The organism is Acidocella facilis ATCC 35904 (assembly GCF_000687875.1).
Lineage (GTDB): Bacteria > Pseudomonadota > Alphaproteobacteria > Acetobacterales > Acetobacteraceae > Acidocella > Acidocella facilis.
Map to the genome: position 1 here is coordinate 246,184 of NZ_JHYG01000004.1, position 20,353 is coordinate 266,536.

Annotated in this window: 24 protein-coding genes; 10 read left to right on the plus strand and 14 right to left on the minus strand. The window is 65.0% G+C overall.

What is annotated here, in order from left to right; translation table 11 throughout:
• Window positions 1–11: 11 nt before the first annotated feature.
• The 4 genes from gcvH (at window position 12) to speE (ending at window position 5,039) form a co-directional block, all read left to right on the plus strand.
• A complete protein-coding gene (gene gcvH / locus T331_RS0107365) occupies window positions 12–392 on the plus strand; it encodes a glycine cleavage system protein GcvH (RefSeq protein WP_008493332.1) in 381 nt (126 codons plus the stop codon).
• Window positions 389–3,259, plus strand: coding sequence for an aminomethyl-transferring glycine dehydrogenase (gcvP, locus tag T331_RS0107370; protein ID WP_026439554.1), 2,871 nt, complete (start codon window positions 389–391; stop codon window positions 3,257–3,259). The genes gcvH and gcvP overlap by 4 nt, the downstream gene beginning before the upstream one ends.
• Window positions 3,260–3,465: 206 nt before the next feature.
• Window positions 3,466–3,921, plus strand: a complete 456-nt coding sequence (gene speD, locus T331_RS0107375) for an adenosylmethionine decarboxylase (RefSeq protein WP_008493330.1) — start codon at window positions 3,466–3,468, stop codon at window positions 3,919–3,921.
• A gap of 251 nt (window positions 3,922–4,172) precedes the next feature.
• The gene (gene speE, locus T331_RS0107380; protein ID WP_026439555.1) at window positions 4,173–5,039 is read left to right on the plus strand and encodes a polyamine aminopropyltransferase; all 867 of its coding nucleotides are present in this window, start codon (window positions 4,173–4,175) and stop codon (window positions 5,037–5,039) included.
• Between the two features lie 139 nt (window positions 5,040–5,178).
• Here the strand turns inward: speE and T331_RS0107385 are convergent, their stop codons facing one another.
• Window positions 5,179–5,814: a DNA-3-methyladenine glycosylase family protein gene (locus T331_RS0107385; RefSeq protein WP_026439556.1), complete on the minus strand. Its 636-nt coding sequence runs from the start codon at window positions 5,812–5,814 to the stop codon at window positions 5,179–5,181.
• Window positions 5,815–5,853: 39 nt separating this feature from the next.
• The gene (locus T331_RS17715) at window positions 5,854–6,099 is read right to left on the minus strand and encodes a hypothetical protein (protein ID WP_035179503.1); all 246 of its coding nucleotides are present in this window, start codon (window positions 6,097–6,099) and stop codon (window positions 5,854–5,856) included.
• Between the two features lie 204 nt (window positions 6,100–6,303).
• Between T331_RS17715 and T331_RS17720 the strand changes: the two genes are divergently transcribed.
• Window positions 6,304–6,513, plus strand: a complete 210-nt coding sequence (locus tag T331_RS17720; RefSeq protein WP_008493325.1) for a hypothetical protein — start codon at window positions 6,304–6,306, stop codon at window positions 6,511–6,513.
• Between the two features lie 28 nt (window positions 6,514–6,541).
• Here the strand turns inward: T331_RS17720 and T331_RS0107400 are convergent, their stop codons facing one another.
• Window positions 6,542–7,186: a S24 family peptidase gene (locus tag T331_RS0107400; RefSeq protein ID WP_026439557.1), complete on the minus strand. Its 645-nt coding sequence runs from the start codon at window positions 7,184–7,186 to the stop codon at window positions 6,542–6,544.
• Window positions 7,187–7,377: 191 nt separating this feature from the next.
• On the opposite strand from T331_RS0107400, the gene T331_RS0107405 reads away from it, so the two are divergent.
• Window positions 7,378–7,611, plus strand: coding sequence for a hypothetical protein (locus tag T331_RS0107405; protein WP_008493323.1), 234 nt, complete (start codon window positions 7,378–7,380; stop codon window positions 7,609–7,611).
• On the opposite strand, the gene T331_RS0107410 is transcribed toward T331_RS0107405, so the two are convergent.
• From T331_RS0107410 to T331_RS0107440, 7 genes are all read right to left on the minus strand, one after another.
• The gene (locus T331_RS0107410; RefSeq protein ID WP_026439558.1) at window positions 7,608–8,084 is read right to left on the minus strand and encodes a DUF4232 domain-containing protein; all 477 of its coding nucleotides are present in this window, start codon (window positions 8,082–8,084) and stop codon (window positions 7,608–7,610) included. The genes T331_RS0107405 and T331_RS0107410 overlap by 4 nt on opposite strands.
• Before the next feature lie 74 nt (window positions 8,085–8,158).
• Window positions 8,159–8,881, minus strand: coding sequence for an urease accessory protein UreD (locus T331_RS19125; protein ID WP_051622245.1), 723 nt, complete (start codon window positions 8,879–8,881; stop codon window positions 8,159–8,161).
• A gap of 1 nt (window position 8,882) precedes the next feature.
• The gene (ureC, locus tag T331_RS0107420) at window positions 8,883–10,589 is read right to left on the minus strand and encodes an urease subunit alpha (RefSeq protein ID WP_026439559.1); all 1,707 of its coding nucleotides are present in this window, start codon (window positions 10,587–10,589) and stop codon (window positions 8,883–8,885) included.
• A 3-nt stretch (window positions 10,590–10,592) separates the two neighbouring features.
• Window positions 10,593–11,285: an urease subunit beta gene (locus tag T331_RS0107425; RefSeq protein WP_026439560.1), complete on the minus strand. Its 693-nt coding sequence runs from the start codon at window positions 11,283–11,285 to the stop codon at window positions 10,593–10,595.
• A gap of 59 nt (window positions 11,286–11,344) precedes the next feature.
• Window positions 11,345–12,022, minus strand: a complete 678-nt coding sequence (locus T331_RS0107430) for an urease accessory protein UreF (protein WP_026439561.1) — start codon at window positions 12,020–12,022, stop codon at window positions 11,345–11,347.
• Entirely contained in the window at window positions 12,019–12,468 is a 450-nt protein-coding gene (locus T331_RS0107435) for an urease accessory protein UreE (protein WP_026439562.1), read from the minus strand. The genes T331_RS0107430 and T331_RS0107435 overlap by 4 nt, the downstream gene beginning before the upstream one ends.
• Entirely contained in the window at window positions 12,465–13,955 is a 1,491-nt protein-coding gene (locus T331_RS0107440; RefSeq protein WP_026439563.1) for a leucyl aminopeptidase, read from the minus strand. Before T331_RS0107440 ends, T331_RS0107435 begins: the two co-directional genes overlap by 4 nt.
• Window positions 13,956–14,042: 87 nt before the next feature.
• On the opposite strand from T331_RS0107440, the gene cysQ reads away from it, so the two are divergent.
• Window positions 14,043–14,801: a 3'(2'),5'-bisphosphate nucleotidase CysQ gene (cysQ, locus tag T331_RS0107445; RefSeq protein ID WP_026439564.1), complete on the plus strand. Its 759-nt coding sequence runs from the start codon at window positions 14,043–14,045 to the stop codon at window positions 14,799–14,801.
• 8 nt (window positions 14,802–14,809) lie between these two features.
• Here the strand turns inward: cysQ and T331_RS20270 are convergent, their stop codons facing one another.
• Window positions 14,810–15,064 (minus strand): hypothetical protein, encoded by a 255-nt coding sequence (locus T331_RS20270; protein WP_211248691.1) that lies wholly within the window; start codon window positions 15,062–15,064, stop codon window positions 14,810–14,812.
• Between T331_RS20270 and T331_RS19835 the strand changes: the two genes are divergently transcribed.
• A complete protein-coding gene (locus T331_RS19835; RefSeq protein ID WP_211248693.1) occupies window positions 15,063–15,338 on the plus strand; it encodes a hypothetical protein in 276 nt (91 codons plus the stop codon). The two genes, T331_RS20270 and T331_RS19835, sit on opposite strands and share 2 nt — an antisense overlap.
• Window positions 15,339–15,477: 139 nt before the next feature.
• The gene (locus T331_RS19840) at window positions 15,478–15,630 is read left to right on the plus strand and encodes a lipoprotein (RefSeq protein WP_008493312.1); all 153 of its coding nucleotides are present in this window, start codon (window positions 15,478–15,480) and stop codon (window positions 15,628–15,630) included.
• A 209-nt stretch (window positions 15,631–15,839) separates the two neighbouring features.
• Here the strand turns inward: T331_RS19840 and trpA are convergent, their stop codons facing one another.
• Both trpA and trpB read right to left on the minus strand, forming a co-directional pair.
• Window positions 15,840–16,643, minus strand: a complete 804-nt coding sequence (gene trpA, locus T331_RS0107460) for a tryptophan synthase subunit alpha (protein WP_026439566.1) — start codon at window positions 16,641–16,643, stop codon at window positions 15,840–15,842.
• Complete coding sequence (gene trpB, locus T331_RS0107465) at window positions 16,640–17,857, minus strand: tryptophan synthase subunit beta (RefSeq protein WP_026439567.1); 1,218 nt, start codon at window positions 17,855–17,857, stop codon at window positions 16,640–16,642. Before trpB ends, trpA begins: the two co-directional genes overlap by 4 nt.
• Before the next feature lie 201 nt (window positions 17,858–18,058).
• Here trpB and T331_RS0107470 point away from each other — a divergent pair, with 201 nt between their 5' ends.
• Window positions 18,059–18,583 (plus strand): ferritin-like domain-containing protein, encoded by a 525-nt coding sequence (locus T331_RS0107470; RefSeq protein WP_008493308.1) that lies wholly within the window; start codon window positions 18,059–18,061, stop codon window positions 18,581–18,583.
• Window positions 18,584–18,808: 225 nt separating this feature from the next.
• Here T331_RS0107470 and T331_RS0107475 read toward each other — a convergent pair whose 3' ends face one another.
• The gene (locus T331_RS0107475; protein WP_026439568.1) at window positions 18,809–20,287 is read right to left on the minus strand and encodes an NADP-dependent isocitrate dehydrogenase; all 1,479 of its coding nucleotides are present in this window, start codon (window positions 20,285–20,287) and stop codon (window positions 18,809–18,811) included.
• Window positions 20,288–20,353: the final 66 nt, after the last annotated feature.

Genomic DNA, 20,353 nt, shown 5'->3' on the forward strand with positions numbered 1-20,353 from the left:
AGGTAAGGCTCATGTCGCAGATTTTCTATTCCAAGGATCATGAGTGGGTCGCCGTCGGGGCGGATGGGCTGGCCACGATCGGCATCACCGACCACGCCCAGGCGGCGCTGGGCGATATCGTGTTCGTCGAGCTGCCGGAGCCGGGGCGCTCGGTCGGCAAGGGCGAGGCCTGCGCGGTGGTGGAGAGCGTGAAGGCGGCCTCCGACGTGTATGCGCCGCTCTCCGGCACGGTGGCGGAGGTTAATCAGAGCATCGTCGATGAGCCGGCGAAGGTGAACAGCGCCGCCGAGGGCGAGGGCTGGTTCTTCAAGCTGCGCCTGCAGGATCCGGCGGCGCTGACCGAGCTGATGGACCGCGCCGGCTATGACGAATTTCTGGGGACGCTTTCGTGAACGCATTGACCGAACTGGCCGCGCTGGAGCGGCCGGATAGTTTCGTGGGCCGGCATATCGGCCCCAACGAGGCGCAGATTGCCGCGATGCTGAAGGCCGTCGGCGCGCCGAGCCTGGAAGGGCTGATCGCCCAGACGATTCCGGAGAGCATCCGCACCAATGCCGCGCTGGCGCTGCCCGCCGCCGAGGATGAGGCGGCGCTGCTGGAGCGGCTGCGCCAGATCGCCAGCCGCAATGTGGTGAAGCATTCGCTGATCGGCATGGGCTATCACGGCACCGTCACCCCGCCGGTGATCCAGCGCAATGTGCTGGAGAATCCGGGCTGGTACACGGCCTATACGCCCTATCAGGCGGAGATCAGCCAGGGGCGGCTGGAAGCGATTTTGAACTTCCAGACCATGATCGCCTCGCTGACCGGGCTGGATATCGCCAATGCCTCGCTGCTGGACGAGGCCACCGCCGCCGCCGAGGGCGTGGCGATGGCCTTCTTCTTGCACAAGGCCGGCAGCAACGTGATCGCGGTGGCGAAGGATGTGCATCCGCAGACCCGCGCCGTGATCGCCACCCGCGCCTGGCCGCTGGGCTGGGAGATTGCGGATGTGGCACCGGGGGATGTGGCGGCGATCAGCGCGGCCAAGCCGTTTGCGCTGGTGCTGAACTATCCGGGCTCCACGGGTGAGGTGCGCGACCATTCCGCCGAGATTGCCGCCGCGAAGGCTGCCGGGGCGATGAGCATCGTCTGCGCTGATCTGCTGGCGCTGACGCTGCTGACCCCGCCGGGCGAGATGGGGGCGGATATCACCGTCGGCTCCGCCCAGCGCTTTGGCGTGCCGATGGGCTTTGGCGGTCCGCATGCCGGCTATTTCGCCACCCGCGACGCGTTCAAGCGCGCCATGCCGGGGCGGCTGGTGGGGGTTTCGGTGGATGCCGCCGGCCGGCCGGCGATGCGCCTGGCCTTGCAGACACGCGAGCAGCATATCCGCCGCGAGAAAGCGACCAGCAATATCTGCACCGCCCAGGTGCTGCTGGCGGTGATGGCCGGGTTCTATGCCGCCTGGCATGGGCCGGAGGGGTTGAAGGCGATTGCGCGGCGGGTCAACCTGCAGGCGCGGCTGCTGGCGGATGTGGTGGCCAAGGCTGGCTTCTCGCTGCGCCACACGGCGTATTTCGACACGCTGGCGATCGAGGCCGGCGCGCAGGCGCAGGCGCTGATGGAGAAGGCCGAGGCGGCCGGGTTCAATCTGCGCCGCATCGATGCAACCGGCATCGGCATCGCGCTGGATGAAACCGTTACCCGCTCTGCGCTGGAGGCGCTGGCCGGGCTGTTCGGCGGCACGCTGGGGGAGGCGGCGGTCTCGATTCCGGCAGAGCTGGAGCGCAAGAGCCGGTTCTGCACTGAGGAGGTGTTCAGCGCGCATCATTCCGAGCACGCCATGCTGCGTTATCTGAAGCGGCTGGAGGATAAGGATGTCGCCCTCAACCGCTCGATGATCCCGCTTGGCTCCTGCACGATGAAACTGAACGCCGCGGTGGAGATGGCGGCGATCACCTGGCCGGAATTCGCCAGCCTGCATCCTTTCGCGCCGGCCGCGCAGACGCTGGGCTTCAAGCAGCTCATCGATGAGCTGGCGGCGTTGCTGTGCGAGGTGACGGGCTTCGCGGCGGTGTCGCTGCAGCCCAATTCCGGGGCGCAGGGCGAATATGCCGGGCTGCTCGCGATTCGCGCCTATCATGAGGCGCGTGGTGAGGGGGCGCGGGATATCTGCCTGATCCCGGCCTCGGCGCACGGCACCAACCCGGCCTCCGCGACGATGGCGGGCTATAAGGTCGTGGTGACCGCCTGCGACAAGCAGGGCAATGTCGAACTGGCCGATATGCAGGCGAAGATTGCCGCCTACGGCCCGCGCATCGCGGCGCTGATGATCACCTATCCCAGCACCCATGGCGTGTTCGAAACCGCGATCCGCGACATCGTGCAGGCGGTGCATGAGGTGGGCGGGCAGGTCTATATGGATGGCGCCAACATGAACGCGCAGGTGGGGCTGACCAGCCCGGCCAATATCGGCGCTGATGTGTGCCATCTCAATTTGCACAAGACCTTCTGCATCCCGCATGGCGGCGGCGGGCCCGGCGTGGGGCCGATTGGGGTGGCGGCACATCTGGCGCCGCATCTGCCCACCCATCCGCTGCGCGCGGATGCGGGGCCGGAAACGGGCTTCGGGCCGGTTTGCGCGGCACCGTTCGGCTCGGCGCTGATCCTGCCCATCCCCTACGCTTATATCCGGCTGATGGGGCCCGAGGGCATCACCCAGGCGACGCGCGCGGCGATCCTGAACGCCAATTACATCGCCACGCGCCTCTCCCAGGCTTACCCGATTCTGTATCGGGGCGAGCAGGGGCGCGTCGCGCATGAATGCATCGTCGATTGCCGTGGCTTTGCCGCCACCTCCGGCGTGCAGGTGGAGGATATCGCCAAGCGCCTGGCCGATTACGGCTTCCACGCGCCGACCATGTCCTGGCCCGTCGCCGGGACGTTGATGATCGAGCCGACCGAAAGCGAGGACAAGGCGGAGCTGGACCGGTTCTGCGACGCGATGCTGAGCATCGCCGGGGAGATCGCGCTGATCGCCTCCGGCACCTGGCCGAAGGATGACAACCCGCTGAAGAACGCCCCGCATACCGCCTCTGAAGTGATGGCGGAAGACTGGGCGCATGGCTATTCCCGGCAGGTGGCCGCCTTCCCGCTGCCCTACGTGGCGGCGCAGAAATACTGGCCGCCGGTGAAGCGGGTGGATAACGTCTATGGCGACCGCAACCTGGTCTGCTCCTGCGCGCCGCTGGAGGCCTATCAGGAGGCGGCGGAGTAACGGAAACTTCTTTGTTTCCTGCTTGCGTCTTTCACGAAAACCCCCTGCTCCGCCAACGCGGGGCAGGGGGTGAATTTTTTGGGGGCTGGGGGCAAAATATCACTTGCATCCAGGGGGGGATGGCCTCATAAGCCGCCCCCACTGGCCCAGGGGGGCATGACGCGGTGTCATGTTCTACAGGCTGTCTACTAGTTAGGGGGTTCGCAATGAACGCACTTGCCCAACTGGGGATGGTCTCGGAGTCTCCGAGCGAAAACCAGATGATTTCCACGGTCTCCGACGAGGCACAGAAGGACTATTACGTCGAAAAAGACGGCGTGAAGTACGCCGGCATGCACCTGATCATCGATCTGTGGGGCGCTTCCAACCTGGATAGCCCGCAGCTGATCGACCAGACGCTGTGCGACGGCGCGCGCGCCGCCGGCGCCACCATCCTGCACCACCATTTCCACCATTTCGAGCCGAATGGCGGCGTCTCCGGCGTCGTCGTGCTGGCCGAAAGCCACATCTCCATCCATAGCTGGCCGGAACGTAACTTCGCCGCTCTGGACGTGTTCATGTGCGGCTGCTGCGACCCCTACAAGCTGATCCCCTTCCTCAAGGAAGCCTTCACGCCGTCGCACATCCAGATCAACGAGCAAAAGCGCGGCTTGATCGCGTAAGGATCCCAGGGGGCTTTGCCCCCTGGACCCCCGTTGGGGCCTGAGGCCCCAAACCCCCATTAGTTAAGCGTACCGGGAGGGAGGGGGCACTCGCCCTCCCAGTGCTATGCTTGAAATCCTGGTCCTTTGCGGGCGAGTGACCCCTCCCTCCCGGTACGCTCAGTAGCGGGGGTCTGGGGCCTCAGGCCCCAGCAGAGGGTCAAGGGGGGCGGCGCCCCCCTTGGGTACTGACACGAACAAGGAGCGCTTTGATGGCCGAGACCTGGTTGAATGAGACGTTGTATCCGGATTGGGGGCAGCGCTTTAAGACTGTGCGTGAGTTGGCACGGGTGAAGAGTGAGTTTCAGGATATCGGGGTTTTCGAGACCACGAGTCATGGCCGGGTTTTGACGCTGGATGGCGTGATTCAGATCACTGAGCGCGATGAGTTCGTGTATCAGGAGATGCTGACGCATGTGCCGTTGCTGGCGCATGGGAATGCCAAGGACGTGCTGATTATCGGCGCGGGTGATGGCGGTGTGCTGAAGCATGTGCTGATGCACAAGGGCGTTGAGCGCGCGGTGATGGCGGAGATTGATGGGGAGGTGATTCGCCTTTCCAAGGAGTTCCTGCCGGGCATTGGCGGCGATGCGTGGACCAACCCGCGCGGGCAGGTGATTGTCGGCGACGGCATTGATTATGTGAAGAAGGCGCCGACGGGCTCTTTCGATGTGATCATTGTGGACTCGACCGATCCGATCGGCGTGGGTGAAGTTCTGTTCACTGACGAATTCTATGAGAACGCGGCGCGGATTTTGCGCGATGACGGGCTGATTGTGAATCAGTGCGGCGTGCCTTTCATGCAGGCGGATGAGCTGTATGAGACCTCGGTGCGGCGCAAGAAATTCTTCCCGTTTGTCTCGGCTTATGTGGCGGCGGTGCCGACCTATGTTGGCGGCTATATGACGCTGGGCTGGGCGGGCAAGAATCCGGCGCAGACCGAGGTGAGCGTGGACGAGATTGCCAAGCGCGCCGAGGCGGCCGGGGATATTGCCGGCAAGAGCGAATATTGGAGCCCGCAAGTGCATGTGGCGAGCTTCTGGCTGCCGCCCTACATCGCCAAGCACCTGCCAAAGTAAACCCATCCCGATGGCGGCGCGGCGATGTCGCGACGCAATTGGGATAAGTGATAAAAGTTTTTGGGTGCAGCCTTTTTTCAAAAAGGCTGCAAAATGTTCGGGGTTTTGGCACGTGCTTGCCAAAACCCCGCTCTGTTTTTCAGGCCTTGGACAGAATCGTCCCCGGCTTCTTCAGCTCATCCGCCGCGCGCCAGAGATAGCGCGCCGCCAGCGTGCGGTGCGGTGCGTAGGCCTTGCCGATTTCGATGAAGGCTTTCGGTTTCGGCTGTGCCTCCAGCCCGTGCAGGATGCGGTAGCCTTCGCGCACGCCGAAATCATCGACGGGAAAAATGTCAGGCCGCTCCAGGGTGAAAATGAGAATCATCTCCACCGTCCAGCGGCCGACGCCGCGAATGGTGATGAGGCGCGCGATCAGCTCTTCATCGGTGAGGGTTTTCGCGGCGCGGCGGGAGGGGATGGTGCCGTCGGCGGCCTTGGCGGCGACATCGCGCAGGGCGGCGACCTTGGAGCCAGAGAATCCGCAGGCGCGCAGCGTGGAGTCAGGAAGGGCGAGCAGCGTTGCGGAATCGGGGAGGGTTTCGCCGCAGGCGGAACGGAGCCGACCGAGAATGGATTGTGCCGCCTTGGCGTGGAGCTGCTGATGCGCGATGGCGGAGAAGAGCGCGTGATAGAGCTCTTTATGTTCGGGCTTGACCCGTGGCAGCTTGCCGAGCCGCTTTATAAGATCGCCCAGGCGGGGGTCGGCTTTTGAAAGATGCGGCAATGGATCATCCATGCCGCATCCTTGCAGGCCCCGCCTAGACGGGCAAGTCGATTAGGACTTGGTGGTGGTGGAGGCCTTCTTGGCCTTCATCTTCTTCTTGGAGACCACTTTCTTGTGGGTGGACTTCTTCGCCTTGTGGGCGGAAGCGGCCGGGGCGGACATGGTCGCGGCCGGGGCGGACGCAGCCGGGGCGGAGGTCGCCGGCGCGGTCTGCGCGAAGGCGGTGCCGGACACGGCCAGGGTCAGGGCGGAGGCGAACGCCAGGGTGCGAGAGAACTTGGAAGACAGAGAAGCCATGTTTGTAAATCCCTGAGGGGTTATGGTTACAGCCGCGTGCATAATCCAGTGCAGAATAAAAACAAGAGGGACATGTCACGAAATTCAGCGCCGCGTTGCATTGTCTTACACAACTATGTGAAGGCCGCCGCAATCGCGACGCAAATTCGTCACAGCCTTCGTCCAAGTTGAAAACACGTCTGAATATATGGCGAGGATTTAACAATGGCAGAGTTCAATGGTCGGTCGTTCGCGGCCGTGGTGCGGCGTACGGCGCTGGTGATGCTGGCGGGGGCGGCGCTTGCCGGCTGCGTCTATTATCCGTCCGACGGGTATTACAGTTCCGGGTATTACGCCGCGCCGCCGGTGGCCGTGGCGCCGGCGCCGGTTGTCGTCGGCGGCTGGTGGGGCGGGGACGACGATGACTGGCGCTGAGGGCTTTTGAAATCGACCCGGCCTGAGCCTACTGGCTGGCCCAGACGATCCGGTGCATCCATAAAACCGCGCGCGCGGAAAAACGCAGGTCCGGGTAATCCGGATTGAGCGAGCCCAGCTCGATCTGCCCCGCGGTGCGGCGCAGAAGCAGCTTCGCCATCACCGCCTCATCCTGGGTGCGGACCACCACGCGGTCGCCCTGGCGCACGGGAGCGGCCGGGGAGACGATGATGGTATCGCCCGGCCGGTAGACCGGCAGCATCGACTCGCCGCTGATGCTGAGCGCGTAGGCGTGCACATCGGCGACGGTGGGGAGTTCCACCTCATCCCAGCCGGCCCCGGCGGGATAGCCGCCATCATCGAAAAACCCTTCCGCGCCCGCTTGCGCCATGCCGATCAGCGGCAGGCGCGAGCGGCCTTTGGCGCGTGCCTCCGGGATGGCGCGCGCGCCGTTCACCAGAGCGGAGAAATGCTCCAGCTTGGCGCCGGTGGCGTCCAGGATCTTGGCGATACTCTCGGTGGAGGGCCAGCGCAGCTTGCCGTCCGCGGTGCGGCGCTTGGAGGGGTTGAAGCTGGTTGCGTCGAGCCCGGCCTGGCGCGCCAGGGCGGAGGGGGAGAGCCCGCGCTCCGCCGCCAAAGTGTCGATCGCCCGCCAGATGTCATCATGCCGCATGGGAGCCTGGTCAATCTTTTAAGATCAGAGATTTACGCGCGTTCGTAACGAGCGGAAAGAGAAAATAGGAATTTTGTCGGAATTTTCACGAAAAAAATGTGACGAAAACCTATTTTGTTCTTGTTATGTTCTGTGTGTAGGAATATAAACCTTTCGTAACTCAACCTCAGGTAAGGCGAAAGGAAAATCCAATGTCATTCACGCTGCGCAACCTCTCGGTGCTGGCTTATGCGAACGGCTTCACGCTCTGGCACTACAAGGCCGGGAACGACAATCTGGCGGAGGCTGGCAAGCCCGGGTTTTTTGCCGATGCGGCGGATCTGATGGCGGAGGGCGACATGGTGATGCTCTCCGGGGCGGAAGGCGGGCGGATTGCCAGTATCGCCGGGGCGGGCAAGCGGATCGCCTTGCGGCCCATGATTTAGGCGGGTGGCGGCGGGTCCAGCGCCAGCGGCGGCTGGGTGAGGCGGGCGGGCGCGTTGCCGGGGCCGCAGAGCGTGCCGGTGAAGGCCTGGCGCAAGCTTCCGCCCGACCAGGAGAGGCGCAGCTGTGCCGGCTTCAGACAGCGATTATGCGAATAGACCGGCGAGGAGACCCAGCGCAGCCCGGCTGTCGCCTCCGCCCCGGCGGCCAAGCGGACTGGCGCGGCGCTGCCCTGGCGGGTGGGCTGGAGCGGCAGCGCCTCGCCCTTGGCGGTTTCCAGGGCAAGGGTCGGGAAGGCTGGCAGCTGGCAGGGGGCGGGGCCGAGATTGCGGAGCACCAGCAAGGTGCCGGAATGGGACATGCCGTCGAAATTGCCGTTTTCGGCGTCGAAACCGAGCGAGAGCTGGTTCGGCTTGCAGACCGGCAAAGCAGAGGCGGGGGCGGCGATACAAACAAGAACCAAGGCAAAGCGCATAGTCCGTATGTAGCCGCGCCGTGCTGGCTCCAAGCTGTAAAATTGATGAAAGTTTTTGGGAGGTGGGGCTTTTTTCAAAAAGCCCTCAACTCCGCCGTCACTTGCCCGACCAGCACCTCCAGCGCGGCGCAAAGCGGCCCGGCCGGCGCGCCGGCCAGCGCGATGACGTGGCCGGCCCCATGCGCCAGTGTGCTGCGGCCGGCACCTGGCGGCAGCTTCAGGCCAGAGAGATCGATCCCGAAGCCCCAGAGCTTGGCGCAGGCCAGCGGGCTGGCGCGCGGGGCCATATGCTCGGCGGCGAGCAGGCGGCCCTCGGCGCTGCGGGCGCGCAGGCTGGTGGTGAGCTGCCAGTCCGCCGCGCCGCCTTGCGGGTTGTGGGTGAGGAAGCCGTCCGCCAGCAGCAGCTTGGCACCTTGGGCGAGGGTGATGTCCCATGCCTGAATCAGCGCCGCGCCGGGGAGCATGATCAGCGGCCGGGTTTCATAGATCAGGCTGGCATCGGCGCCGATCTCCAGCCGGATGCTTTGGCGGGCGGGGGCGGCATCGCCCTGGCGGCGCACGGCGGTGGCGGCGGGCTGCAGCAGATGCGCGCGCGCACCGGGGGCGAGGGTGATGTGCTGCGCCAGCGTTTCGCCGCCATGGATGCCACCGGAGATGGATTGCAGCGTGAGCCGCGCCAGCGCCCCGGTGCGGGCATGGGGCGCGGTGATCGCGTACGGGTAGGTGGCGAGGCGCTGGGTCAGGCGGGTGCGGCCATCCGCGCCGGGGGCGAAGCGCAGGCGGAGTTGGGGGCTCACCTCACCGCAGCATGTAGGCGCGGTTGAGCGGCACCTGCGCGGCGGGCGGGCCGGCGAGCAGGCGGCCATCCGCGCGGACTTCGAAGGTTTCGCTGTCCACCTCGATGTTCGGCAAGGCGTCGTTATGCAGCATATCCTTTTTGCCGAGCCCGTTGGTGTTGGCGATGGGCAGGAAGGGTTTCTGCACGCCGAGCTTTTCCGCGCGCCCGGCTTCGATGGCGAGTTTGGAGACGAAGGTGGCGCCGAGTTTTTGCGGTGAGAGCCCCAGGCTGCCCCACATCGGGCGTTGGATGTTGGGCTCGCTATCCATCATGCTGCCATTCGCATCGCCGCATGTGGCCCAGACGATGAAGCCGCTCTTCATCACCACGCGCGGCTTGATGCCGAAGCTGGCACGCGGCCAGAAGACGAGATCCGCCATCCGGCCCGGCTGAATGGAGCCTACATAACCATCGATCCCCGCGGCGATGGCGGGGTTGATGGTGAGCTTGGCGAGGTAGCGCTTGATGCGCTCATTATCGGCGCGGGCGGTTTTTTCTTCCGGCAGACGGCCCTGGCGGCGTTTCATCACGCTGGCGAGTTGCCAGCATTTGGCCTGGTTTTCGGCCAGCCGGCCCATGCCCTGGCTATCGGTCGAGAAGATCGAGATCGCGCCCATATCATGCAGCAGATCCTCCGCCGCCATGGTTTGCGGGCGCACGCGCGATTCGGCGAAGGCGAGGTCCTCGGGCAGGCGCCAGTTCATCGCATGGGCGAGGATGGTCATCGGCAGCCCTTCATTCAGCGCGTAGGCGGTGAAGGGGTTGGTGGGGTTGGTGGAGCCGGGCAGCACGTTGGCGAGGCCGTTCACGCGCAGCAGGTCCGGCGCGTGGCCGCCGCCCGCCCCCTCGGTGTGGAACATATGGATGGAGCGGCCATTGATCGCGCGGATCGTATCCTCGCAGAAGCCATATTCATTGATCGTGTCGGTATGCAGGCAGACGGAAAAATCATGCCGGTTGGCGGCGATCAGGCAGCCATCGATGACCGCACCGGAGGCGCCGAAATCCTCGTGGATTTTCACCCCCAGCGCGCCGCCGGAGACGGATTCCTCGACCGCCACAGGGTCCGAACAGCCGCGCCCGAGGAAGCCGAAATTCAGCGGCGAGAATTCCGCCGCCTGGATGATCTGGCCGAGAATTTCCGGGCCGGAGCAGGAGACATCGAAATACGGGCCGGGCGACATGCCGATGATGGTGGTGGTGCCACCAGCCAGCGCATGGTCCGATTGCTGCGGGCAGAGGAAATGCGCATGGCTCTCGATGGCGCCGGGGGTGATGATGTAGGCTTCGGCGTGGTGCACGGCGGTGTTGGGGCCGGTGCGCAGATCCGGATGCACGCCATCCATGATATCCGGATTGCCGGCCTTGCCGATGCCGACGATCCGGCCATCGCGGATGCCGATATCGGCCTTGATGATGCCCAGCACCGGGTCGAGGATGGTGGCGTTCTGTACCACCGCATCCAGCGCGCCGGTGGCGCGGGTGCCGGTGGTCTGGAAGCCTTCGCCGTCGCGCATCGCCTTGCCGGCGCCGGTGGTCAGCTCGTCGCCGTAGCTGGTGTAATCATGCTCGATCTGCGCGAGCAGGCCGGTATCGCCGAGGCGCACCATGTCGCCCTTGGTGGGGCCGAAGGTGGCGGCGTAGTCGGCGCGGGTCATTTTCACCATGGCTCAGGCTCCCTTATAGCCGCGCGCGCGGGCGGCTTCGTGTGCGGCGCGCGCAATCTCCGGATCGTCCAGCCGACCATTGGTCAGCCCGGCCTGACCGTGGACGAGGCGCGCGCCGGCCATGGCGACGAGGCTGATTCTTTTGGAAATGCCAGGCTCGAAGCGGATGCCGGCACCGGAAGGGACATCCAGCCGGAAGCCGAAGGCTGATTTGCGGTCGAATTGCAAAGCCGGATTGGTTTCGAAAAAATGCGCGTGGGAGCGGACCTGGATGTCGCGATCGCCGGTGTTCAGCACCTCGATCTCGATGCGTTCGCGCCCGGCATTGAGTTCGATCTCGCCCTCTTCGGGGATGATCTCGCCGGGGATCTCGACGCCCTGGTTTTCCTGGCCATCGGCGATCGGGCGGAAGACGATGACGAGCTTGGTGCCTTCGGGAAAATTGGCCTCGACGGCGATGAATTCGGTGAGGCTCGGCACGCCGGGTTCGACATCCTCCGGCGTGAGCAGATTGGCGGCCATATCGACGATCCGCGCATAATCCTGGCCGCAGCGCGCGGCGAGCAGCATCTCATCGGCGATGAGGGCGACGGCCTCCGGGTGCGAGAGCTTGACGCCACGGGCTTTCAGCCGCCGCGCATGTTCGGCGGCGGTGAAAATGGTAAGCCGTTCCAGCTCAGTCGGCGACAGATTCATGCCCGAACTCCAGGATCAAAGTTTTTTGGTGCCGCTTTTTTTCAAAAAATCGGCGAAGCCTAATTCGAAAACAACTGCTGCGGCTGGGTCGGGTGCCGCATCATCGCAATATCCGCCAAGGGCGTGAATCCCCCAATCTCATCCAGCTTCGGCAAAGGCAGCGCCACCCATTCCGCCAGACGCGGCTGCAGCTTTTGCAACGCCATCTGCGCATCCAGCGCGCCGATCAGCCCGAGCCGCACCGCCGCCGAGCCCAGCGCCTGGGCGCTGGAATGGGCGGAGACGGCCAGCGTGGTGGGCAGATCCAGCCCGGCACCTGCCAGCACGATGCCCATCACCACCGGCAGATGCCCCGGCACCTCGCTTGCATTCACCCGGTCCCGGTAGGCGGCAGCACCCGGCGTGCCGAGGCGGACATGGGTGGACAGCAACGCCGCGCCGGCGCGGCGCGAGCCCTCGCGCGCGGCGGAGGCGAGGCTGAGGGCTTCGGTGAGCTCGTCAAGGTTCCTGAGCGCGTCTTGGTTGTTCGCGTTCAGGTAGGCATGGGCGGTCAGCGGGCGGTCCTGCGTGGCCCAGCGATGCTGCATCTGGCCCTCCAGGAAGGATGGCCAGTCCGCCCGGGTGAGCAGACCGTCCGCCGCCAGGCTTTCCACCCCCCAGGAGAAAGCGAAGCCGCCGGAGGGGAATTGCCCGTCAGCGAATTGCAGCCCGCGCAGGAGGGACAGCGCGTCGCTCACTCCAGCACCTTCACCTTGCCGGCATGTTCCAGCTCCTGCAGCCGGGCCAGGTAGGTTTCGCGGGGATGGTCGATGGCGACCAGCAGGCAGCCTTCATCGAAACGCACCCGCCAGTGTAGATTGCCGGCCATGTAGCCCAGCTCCAGCCCGCCGCCATTTTGCGGTTGCAGCCGCAGCCAGTCCTGCGCGCCGACCTTCAGCACCACGGCCTTGTGGTCGCTCAGATGCAATACCGCGCCGTCAGTGAGGCTGACATCACGGGGCAGCGCGATGAAGCAGGGCGTGCCGTGATCCGTGTGCGCGTGGAAACGCCGGCGGGGCAGGTCCTCTTGCGTGACCACCAAAGTTTCCACATGCCCGCCATGATGGCCGAGATCGTGAAGTTTCCTGTCCAGGGCAGGGTCGTTCTTGTCGCCCAGGATGGTCTCGATCAGCAGTTCGCTCATGCCTCGAAGCCGCGGGCGAAATGGTCGAGCAGGCGCACGCCGAAGGCCGTGGCGCCTTTCGGGTTGACGCCGGCATCCTTGGTCGCCCAGGCCATGCCGGCAATGTCCAGATGCGCCCAGGGTGTGTTGTTGACGAAGCGCTGCAGGAATTGCGCGGCGGTGATGGAGCCGCCAGCGCGGCCGCCGCCGATATTCTTCACATCGGCAATGGCGGAATCGAGCTCCTTGTCATAGGCCTCGCCTTCCTTGGCCAGCGGCATGCGCCAGAGCTTCTCGCCGACGATTTCGCCGGAGGCGACGAGTTTTTCCACCAGCTCGTCGCTGTTGGAGAACAGCCCGGCATATTCATGGCCGAGCCCGACGATGATGGCGCCGGTGAGGGTGGCGAGGTTGACCATGAATTTCGGCGCGAAACGCTCCTGCGCGTAATAGAGCACATCCGCCAGCACCAGCCGGCCTTCGGCATCGGTGTTGAGAATCTCGACGGTTTTGCCGGCATAGCTCTTCACCACGTCACCCGGGCGGGTGGCCGAACCGGAGGGCATGTTCTCGACCAGCCCGACCAGCCCGATCGCATCCACCTTGGCCTTGCGCCCGGCCAAGGCCGCCATCAGCCCGGAGACGGCGCCGGCGCCGGCCATGTCCCATTTCATGTCCTCCATGCCGGCGGCGGGTTTCAGCGAGATGCCGCCGGTATCGAAGGTCACGCCCTTGCCGACGAAGACCAGAGGCTCTTTCGGCTTCTTCGCCTTTTTCTCATCGCCGCCGGAGGCGCCGAGCCATTGCATCACCACCATGCGCGGCTCGCGCACCGAGCCCTGGGAGACCGCGAGCATGGTTCCGAAGCCCAGCTTCTCCAGCTCCTTCTGGCCGTAAACCTCGATCTTGAGGCCGAGCTTCTTCAGCCCTTCCAGCCGCTCGGCGAATTCCGCCGGGTAAAGGATGTTGGCCGGCTCGGAGACCAGGTCGCGGGCGAAATCCACGCCGTTCGCCAGCGCCTTGGCGCTGCTCCAGGCGGCTTCGGCCTCCTTCGGCGCGGCGCAGAGCAGTTTCAGCTTTTTCAGCTTCGGCTTGGCCTCTTCCTTTTCGGTGGTGCGGTATTTGTCGAACCGGTAGGCGCGCAGGCTGGCCCCCAGCGCGATCTGCGCGGCCTCGTCGGCGCTGAAGCCGGTGGTGACGAGGCCGGCCTCGCTCTCCTGGCTCAGGCTGGTGGCGAGCGCCGCGCCCAGCAGCTCGGCCCGGCGCGGCGCATCGGCCTTGCCGGTGCCCAGCAGCAGCACGCGCTTATAGCCGCCGATATGGTAGAGATTGAGGCTCTGCCCGGCCTTGCCCTTGAAGCTGGCGGCCTCGATCGCTTTCGCCAACGCGCCGTCATGGCGCTCATTCAGGGCGGCGGCGTCCTCGCGCAGCGGCGCGTCCTCCGCCAGGGGGAACACCAGCACCCCGTCTTTCGGCAATGCGGATTTCGCGAACAAGATCTCGACCATGCGACTACCTTCCGTCTTCAAACTGCCGCAACCATATCACCGCCGCGTATCTTGGCCAGCCGGGGGGAGGGGGCTAAGCTTCAGCGCATGCAGGATCTTCTTTCGCTTGCCGTGCGCCTGGCCGACGAGGCCGCTGCCACCATCCGCGCCATCCGCGCCGCCGGGTTCGAGGTGGAGACCAAGGGCGACGAGACCCCGGTGACGATCGCCGACCGCCAGGCGGAGGCGCTGATCACCCAGGGCTTGCGGGCCGCGGTGCCGGCGATCCCGGTGGTGGCGGAAGAGGAGGTGGCGGCCGGGCGGATCATCGCGACAGAGATGATGTACTGGCTGGTGGACCCGCTGGATGGCACCCGCGAATTCGCCGCCGGGCGGGATGAGTTCGCGGTCTGTATCGGGCTGATCGTGGGCGGCGCGCCGGTGCTGGGGGCGGTGGCCTCGCCGGCCTTGAACGAGCTGCATTTCGGGCTGGTCGGGCTGGGGGCGTGGCGGCGGCAAGGCGGGGCGGAGGCGCGCATCCAGGCACGGCGCCCGCCAGAGGAGGGGCTGAGCGTGTTCGCCTCGCGCCATTACCAGGACGCGCCGGAGCTGAAAGCCTGCCTGGCGGATTACCGGGTGGCGGAATTGGTGAATATCGGCTCGGCGTTGAAATTCCTGCGTCTGGCCGAAGGGGTGGCGGATTTCTACCCGCGGCTGGGGCGGACGATGGAATGGGACACGGCGGCGCCGCAGGCGGTGCTGGAGGCGGCCGGCGGGGCGGTGATGACGCGCGACGGGACGGCGCTGCGCTATGGCAAGCCGGGCTGGGAAAACCCGGATTTTTTCGCCTGGGGTAAACGCTCTTAATCTCGCCATCATGAAGTCATGATCCGGCGCACTATATAAGCGTCATGAAACGCATTCTTGTTCCCTTTCTGGTGGCCGGGTCGCTGGCATCCCTTACAGGCTGCGTCGAGAGCCCTGGCGGTTATGGGTATGGCCGTCCGGATGGCGGTTATTATTCGTCCGGCGGCTATTACCAACCGGGTGGCTATTATTACGGCCAGCCCGGCTATGTGTCCGGCGGCGGCGTCTTCATCGGCGGCGGCGATCATGATGGCGGCTGGCATGGCGGCGATCACGACCATGATGGTGGCTGGCATGGCGGACCGGATGGGCGTCCCCCGCCGGGCGGCTGGCATGGTGGCGGCCAGGATGGCGATGGGCATGGCGGCCCTGGCGGTCGGCCCGGAGGCCCACCGGGCGGTCCGGGTGGCGATCATGGCGGTGATCACGGCGGCGGCCCCGGGCATGGCGGTGGACCCGGTGGGGGCGGCCCGGGCGGGGATCATGGCGGCGGGCCGCAAGGCGGCGGCGCCCACGGGAATTCTTTCTTTGGCTTGACCAATCACTAGAGTATCAAGCTTTTAGCTTGATACTCTAGGTTTTGTTTGAGCGAGCAATTTCATGTGTTTATCTTGACGCTGGCGCGTCAACCTAAACACATATTGCTCTAACGGGGTGCTGCTCTGGGAGAGGAACCATGCGCAAAATGCTGTTGCCACTATTGGTGCTGGCCGGGCTGTCTGGCTGCGTGATGTATGGCGGGGGCGGTGGCCCGAACGGCCAGCCCTATGACCTGAACCAGCCGCCGCCCAACCCGCCCCCGCCGCCTTATCCCGGGCCGGCGCAATAAGCGCGCGAGGAAGGCTTCAGCCCTTTTCCGGGTGACAAAAGCCTGACACAGAGCGATATATGTTTAGAGCCTCACGCTTTTTGCGTGAGGCTCTAAGTTTTGTTTTAACAAGCAATTTCATGTGTTTATCTTGACGCTGGCGTGTCAGGACAAGCCCATATCGCGCGTCAGAACATAAAGAGAGCGAGCGGGTGTAAACCCATCTCGCTCTACGCCGCCTGTTTGCGCACGCCCCGAACACCGTCGGCCAGGGCCCGCACATCGCGCAGCACGGCCTCCTTGCTCTCCTTGCACAGCGTGTCGATCAGCGCCGAGGCGACGATCGCGGCATCCGCATGCGCCACCACGGTGGCGGCCTGCTCGGGCGTGCGCACGCCAAAGCCCACCGCGATCGGCAGGTCGGTGGCGGCGCGCAGGCGGGGGATATCGCGCGCCAGATCCGCGGCCGAGGCGGTGCGGGTGCCGGTGATGCCGGTGATCGAGACGTAATAGACAAAGCCCGACGAGCCCTCGAGCACCTGCTTCAGCCGCGCATCGGAGGTGGTGGGGGCGATCAGGCGGATGATATCCAGCGCGTTGGCCTTGGCATCGTCCAGGATCAGGTCGGCTTCCTCGGGCGGCAGATCGACGATGATCAGCCCGTCCACCCCGGCCTGCGCGGCATCGACGCAGAATTGCGGCACGCCGTAGGAGAGGATGGGGTTGAGATAGCCCATCAGCACCAGCGGGGTGTGGCTATCGGTGGCGCGGAACTCGCGCACCAGGCCCAGCACGCCTCTCAGCGTCGCCCCGGCCTTCAGCCCGCGCAGCCCGGCGGCCTGGATGGTCGGGCCATCGGCCATCGGGTCGGTGAAGGGCATGCCGATCTCGATGATGTCCGCGCCATTGGCGGCCATGCCCTGGAGCAGCGCCAGGCTGGTCGCGCGGTCAGGGTCGAACGCCTCGACGAAGGGGATCAGGGCGCCGCGGCCTTCTTTGCGCAGACCCGCGAATACACCGGCGATGCGGCTCATAGGCTTGTTCCCAGATGTTTGGCGACGGTGAAGATATCCTTATCCCCACGGCCGGAAAGGTTGAGCAGGATGATCTGCTCCTTGCCCATCTCCGGGGCGATCTTGGAGATATGGGCCAAAGCGTGGGCGCATTCGAGGGCGGGGATGATGCCCTCGGTGCGGGCGCAGAGCTGGAAGGCCTCCAGCGCCTCGCTATCGGTGATGCCGACATATTCGACGCGCTTGATGTCGTGCAGCCAGCTATGTTCCGGGCCGATGCCCGGATAATCCAACCCGGCGGAGATGGAGTGGGCCTCCTGGATCTGCCCGTCATCATCCTGCAGCAGATAGGTGCGGTTGCCGTGCAGCACGCCGGGGCGGCCCATATTCAGGCTGGCGGCGTGCTCGTGGCTATGCATGCCCTTGCCGGCGGCCTCGACGCCGATGAGGCGCACATTGGGCTCGTCCAGGAAGGTATGGAACAGGCCAATGGCGTTCGAGCCGCCGCCGACCGAGGCGATGGCGATATCCGGCAGGCGGCCTTCGGCCTGCATCAGCTGCTCGCGGGCCTCGGTGCCGATGATGGTCTGGAAGTCGCGCACCAGCTCCGGGTAGGGGTGCGGGCCGGCGGCGGTGCCGATGATGTAGAAAGTGTCGTGCACATTCGCGACCCAGTCGCGCAGCGCATCGTTCATCGCGTCCTTCAGCGTGCCGGCGCCGGATTTCACCGGCACCACCTCGGCGCCCAGAAGCTTCATGCGGAACACGTTGGGCTGCTGGCGCTCGACGTCGGTGGCGCCCATGTAAACCGTGCAGGGCAGGCCGAACAGGGCGCAGACCGTGGCGGTGGCGACACCGTGCTGGCCGGCCCCGGTTTCGGCGATGATGCGGGTCTTGCCCATGCGCCTGGCCAGCAGAATCTGGCCGACGCAATTATTGATCTTGTGCGCGCCGGTATGGTTCAGCTCTTCGCGCTTGAAATAGATTTTCGCACCGCCCAGATGCGCGCTCAAACGCTGCGCATGCCAGAGCGGGCTCGGCCGCCCCACATAATGCGTCAGGTAGTAATCCAGCTCTTTCTGGAATTCCGGGTCGGATTTTGAGGCGCGGTAGGCGCTCTCCAGTTCCAGGATCAGCGGCATCAGGGTTTCAGCGACATAGCGGCCGCCAAATTCGCCGAAGCGGCCGCGAGCGTCGGGCCAGGCGCGCAGGCTGTTGGGGGTGTGGTCGTTCATGCGTCTCTTCTAGCGCAGCCGGGCGGCAGTTAAACAGGGCCGAGCCGGCGGCGCGGGGTAAAAAATCATGTCGTGATGACAGGCCGGACATGAATTCGGCGCGCCAGGGCATCGATCCTGCTTGATCGGGCGGAGGGCAGGGTTTACGTATAAAGTATGAATTGAGAATTATTCTCAATTATCGTGCGAAAAGGGTAGCGCATGTACGAGCAGGCGACCGGAGATAACCATTTTCTTGCCGACGTTCAGCGTTTGCGCGCCACCGCGCAGGCGATGATGGCCAGCGGGGCGGAGCCGGTGGGGCTGTTGCAGGCGGCGATGTCGGCCGAGATCGCCTGCGTGCTGCGCTACAGCCTGATCGCGATTTCCGCCGACGGGCTGGAGAATGAGTGGGTGGCCACCGAATGCGCGGCCCAGGCGGCGGATGAGCGCGACCATATGACGCGGCTGGCGGCGAGGATCACCGAGCTGGGCGGCAAGCCGGATTACTACGCCGCCGGGCTGGCGACGCGCCACATGGCGCCGGAAGCCGCCAAGGGCTGCCTGCCGCGTCTGTTCGCGGAGAATCTGGCCGCCGAGCAATGCGTGATCGAGCTGTACCGGGAGCTGTCCGGGCATTTCGCCGGGCATGATCCGAAGACCCAGGCGCTCCTCAATGAGATCATGGCGGATGAGGAAGCCCATACCAGCGATATGGAAGATCTGCTGACGACGCAGCTGATCTGAAAAAATCGGATTGAGTGACAAAAGGCCGGATCGCCCTGAGGGGCGTCCGGCCTTTTGTCTTGGTGGTCCTTTTTTGGATCTCTTTTTTAAATTTTCAAAAGTTTTTGGGGGTGTGGGGACTTTTTTTAAAAAGTCCCCACAACGTTCGGGGGAGGGCACTGGCGTTGCCACCGCCCCAGACGTTTTTGCCGCCTTTTTTGAAAAAAGGCGGCACCCAAAAAACTTTTAGCCCTCGCCCTGCGGGCGCTCAAACGCGTCCTTGCCGTCAAAACGCTGCAGCTTCTCGATATGCATCCAGGAGAATTTCGCGCCGATGCGCTGCACCAGATAGGAGATCTCCGGCTGCCCCTCGCCGGTATTGCCGGCCAGCGAGATCGGGTGCTTCAGCATGAAGCGGGCGGCGAAATGGTCGACCAGGAAGGTCTGGCCGCCCGTCGGCGGATAGACGGTGACGCCACGGTTGGAAATGCCGGTGAGGGTGAAGGGGCTGTACTCGGAAATCTGCTCCAGCGTCTTGCCCAGCGTCTCGGCGTCCTGGTCGGTTTCCAGGAACACGTCGATGCCGACCAGCTCGCGGGTGGAGGGCTCCATATGCGCGGTCAGCTTCGGCCAGGCGGTGAGTTCCAGCTTCTTGTAGGTGCGGGACTTCATCGCGGAGGTGCGGCCGAGATTGGCGATGACCTGATCCGTATAGGCTTTGGTGCCGACACCATGGCCGCGCGGGGCGAGGTCCCCGGTGAGGTTGCGGCCTTCCGCCAGGGTGACGAACAAGGCCTGCTCGACTTTCTCGGCGACATCGAAGGCGCCGATATGGCGCAGCAGCATGATCGCGGCGGAGAGCAGGGCGGTTGGGTTCGCCATGTCCTTGCCGGCGATGTCCGGGGCGGAGCCGTGCACGGCCTCGAACATCGCCACCTGGTCGCCGAGATTGGAGGAGGGGGCGATGCCCAGACCGCCGACCAGACCGGCCGCGAGGTCCGAGATGATGTCGCCATTCATGTTGGAGGTGACGATGACGTCGTAAGTCTCCGGGCGGATGACCAACTGGTGGGCGCAGTTATCGATGATCACCTGGCTGGCCTTGATGCCGGGATATTCGCGCGCCACCTTCTCGCCCATGCGCTTCATCATGCCCTCGGTGAGCTTCATGATGTTGGCCTTATGGGCGACGGTGACTTCCTTGCGCTCTTCGGACAGCGCCACGCCGTAGGCGGCGCGGATGATGCGCTCGCAGCCGGCGGCGGTCATCAGCTTCAGGCACTGGGCGACGGTGCTGGTCTGCATATGCTCGATGCCGGCGTAAACGTCCTCGACGTTTTCACGCACGATCACCATGTCGATGCCGCGGCCGGAGAAGGGGGTCTGGATGCCGGGCAGCTCGCGCACCGGGCGGATATTGGCGTAGAGTTCGAAATATTTGCGCATCGTCACGTTGGCGGATTTGCCGCCATAGCCGATGGGGGTTTCCAGCGGGGATTTCAGCGCCAGCTTGTTGGCGCCGATGGAGTCCAGCGTTTCACGCGGCACGCCGGTGACCACGCCGCGCTCGAACGCCTTGGCGCCGGCCTCGGCGAAATCCCATTCGATCGGGGCGTTGGCGGCCTCCAGGATGCGAATGGTGGCGTCCATGACCTCGGGGCCGATGCCGTCCCCCGGCAAAGCTGTGACTTTGGTCTTCGGGGTGGTCGAACCGGTTGCGGTCATGTCTTGGCTCCTGTTTTCTGGATGGCGGCCTTATAGCCTTGTGTTGCGGCGCGGCATATACGTGCC

Bases quoted from the DNA above. Each gene is read 5' to 3' on its own strand.
- T331_RS19835 (WP_211248693.1), top strand. From the start codon at position 15,063: ATGGCGGCGATCACGACCATGATGGTGGCTGGCATGGCGGACCGGATG.
- T331_RS0107410 (WP_026439558.1), bottom strand. From the start codon at position 8,084: ATGCGCTTTGCCTTGGTTCTTGTTTGTATCGCCGCCCCCGCCTCTGCT.
- T331_RS0107440 (WP_026439563.1), bottom strand. From the start codon at position 13,955: ATGGTCGAGATCTTGTTCGCGAAATCCGCATTGCCGAAAGACGGGGTG.
- T331_RS19840 (WP_008493312.1), top strand. From the start codon at position 15,478: ATGCGCAAAATGCTGTTGCCACTATTGGTGCTGGCCGGGCTGTCTGGC.
- T331_RS0107405 (WP_008493323.1), top strand. From the start codon at position 7,378: ATGTCATTCACGCTGCGCAACCTCTCGGTGCTGGCTTATGCGAACGGC.
- cysQ (WP_026439564.1), top strand. From the start codon at position 14,043: ATGCAGGATCTTCTTTCGCTTGCCGTGCGCCTGGCCGACGAGGCCGCT.
- trpB (WP_026439567.1), bottom strand. From the start codon at position 17,857: ATGAACGACCACACCCCCAACAGCCTGCGCGCCTGGCCCGACGCTCGC.
- T331_RS0107385 (WP_026439556.1), bottom strand. From the start codon at position 5,814: ATGGATGATCCATTGCCGCATCTTTCAAAAGCCGACCCCCGCCTGGGC.
- speE (WP_026439555.1), top strand. From the start codon at position 4,173: ATGGCCGAGACCTGGTTGAATGAGACGTTGTATCCGGATTGGGGGCAG.
- trpA (WP_026439566.1), bottom strand. From the start codon at position 16,643: ATGAGCCGCATCGCCGGTGTATTCGCGGGTCTGCGCAAAGAAGGCCGC.
- speD (WP_008493330.1), top strand. From the start codon at position 3,466: ATGAACGCACTTGCCCAACTGGGGATGGTCTCGGAGTCTCCGAGCGAA.
- T331_RS0107475 (WP_026439568.1), bottom strand. From the start codon at position 20,287: ATGACCGCAACCGGTTCGACCACCCCGAAGACCAAAGTCACAGCTTTG.
- ureC (WP_026439559.1), bottom strand. From the start codon at position 10,589: ATGGTGAAAATGACCCGCGCCGACTACGCCGCCACCTTCGGCCCCACC.
- T331_RS0107400 (WP_026439557.1), bottom strand. From the start codon at position 7,186: ATGCGGCATGATGACATCTGGCGGGCGATCGACACTTTGGCGGCGGAG.
- T331_RS0107435 (WP_026439562.1), bottom strand. From the start codon at position 12,468: ATGAGCGAACTGCTGATCGAGACCATCCTGGGCGACAAGAACGACCCT.
- T331_RS17720 (WP_008493325.1), top strand. From the start codon at position 6,304: ATGGCAGAGTTCAATGGTCGGTCGTTCGCGGCCGTGGTGCGGCGTACG.
- gcvH (WP_008493332.1), top strand. From the start codon at position 12: ATGTCGCAGATTTTCTATTCCAAGGATCATGAGTGGGTCGCCGTCGGG.
- T331_RS0107470 (WP_008493308.1), top strand. From the start codon at position 18,059: ATGTACGAGCAGGCGACCGGAGATAACCATTTTCTTGCCGACGTTCAG.
- T331_RS0107425 (WP_026439560.1), bottom strand. From the start codon at position 11,285: ATGAATCTGTCGCCGACTGAGCTGGAACGGCTTACCATTTTCACCGCC.
- T331_RS20270 (WP_211248691.1), bottom strand. From the start codon at position 15,064: ATGCCAGCCGCCATCATGATCGCCGCCGCCGATGAAGACGCCGCCGCC.
- T331_RS17715 (WP_035179503.1), bottom strand. From the start codon at position 6,099: ATGGCTTCTCTGTCTTCCAAGTTCTCTCGCACCCTGGCGTTCGCCTCC.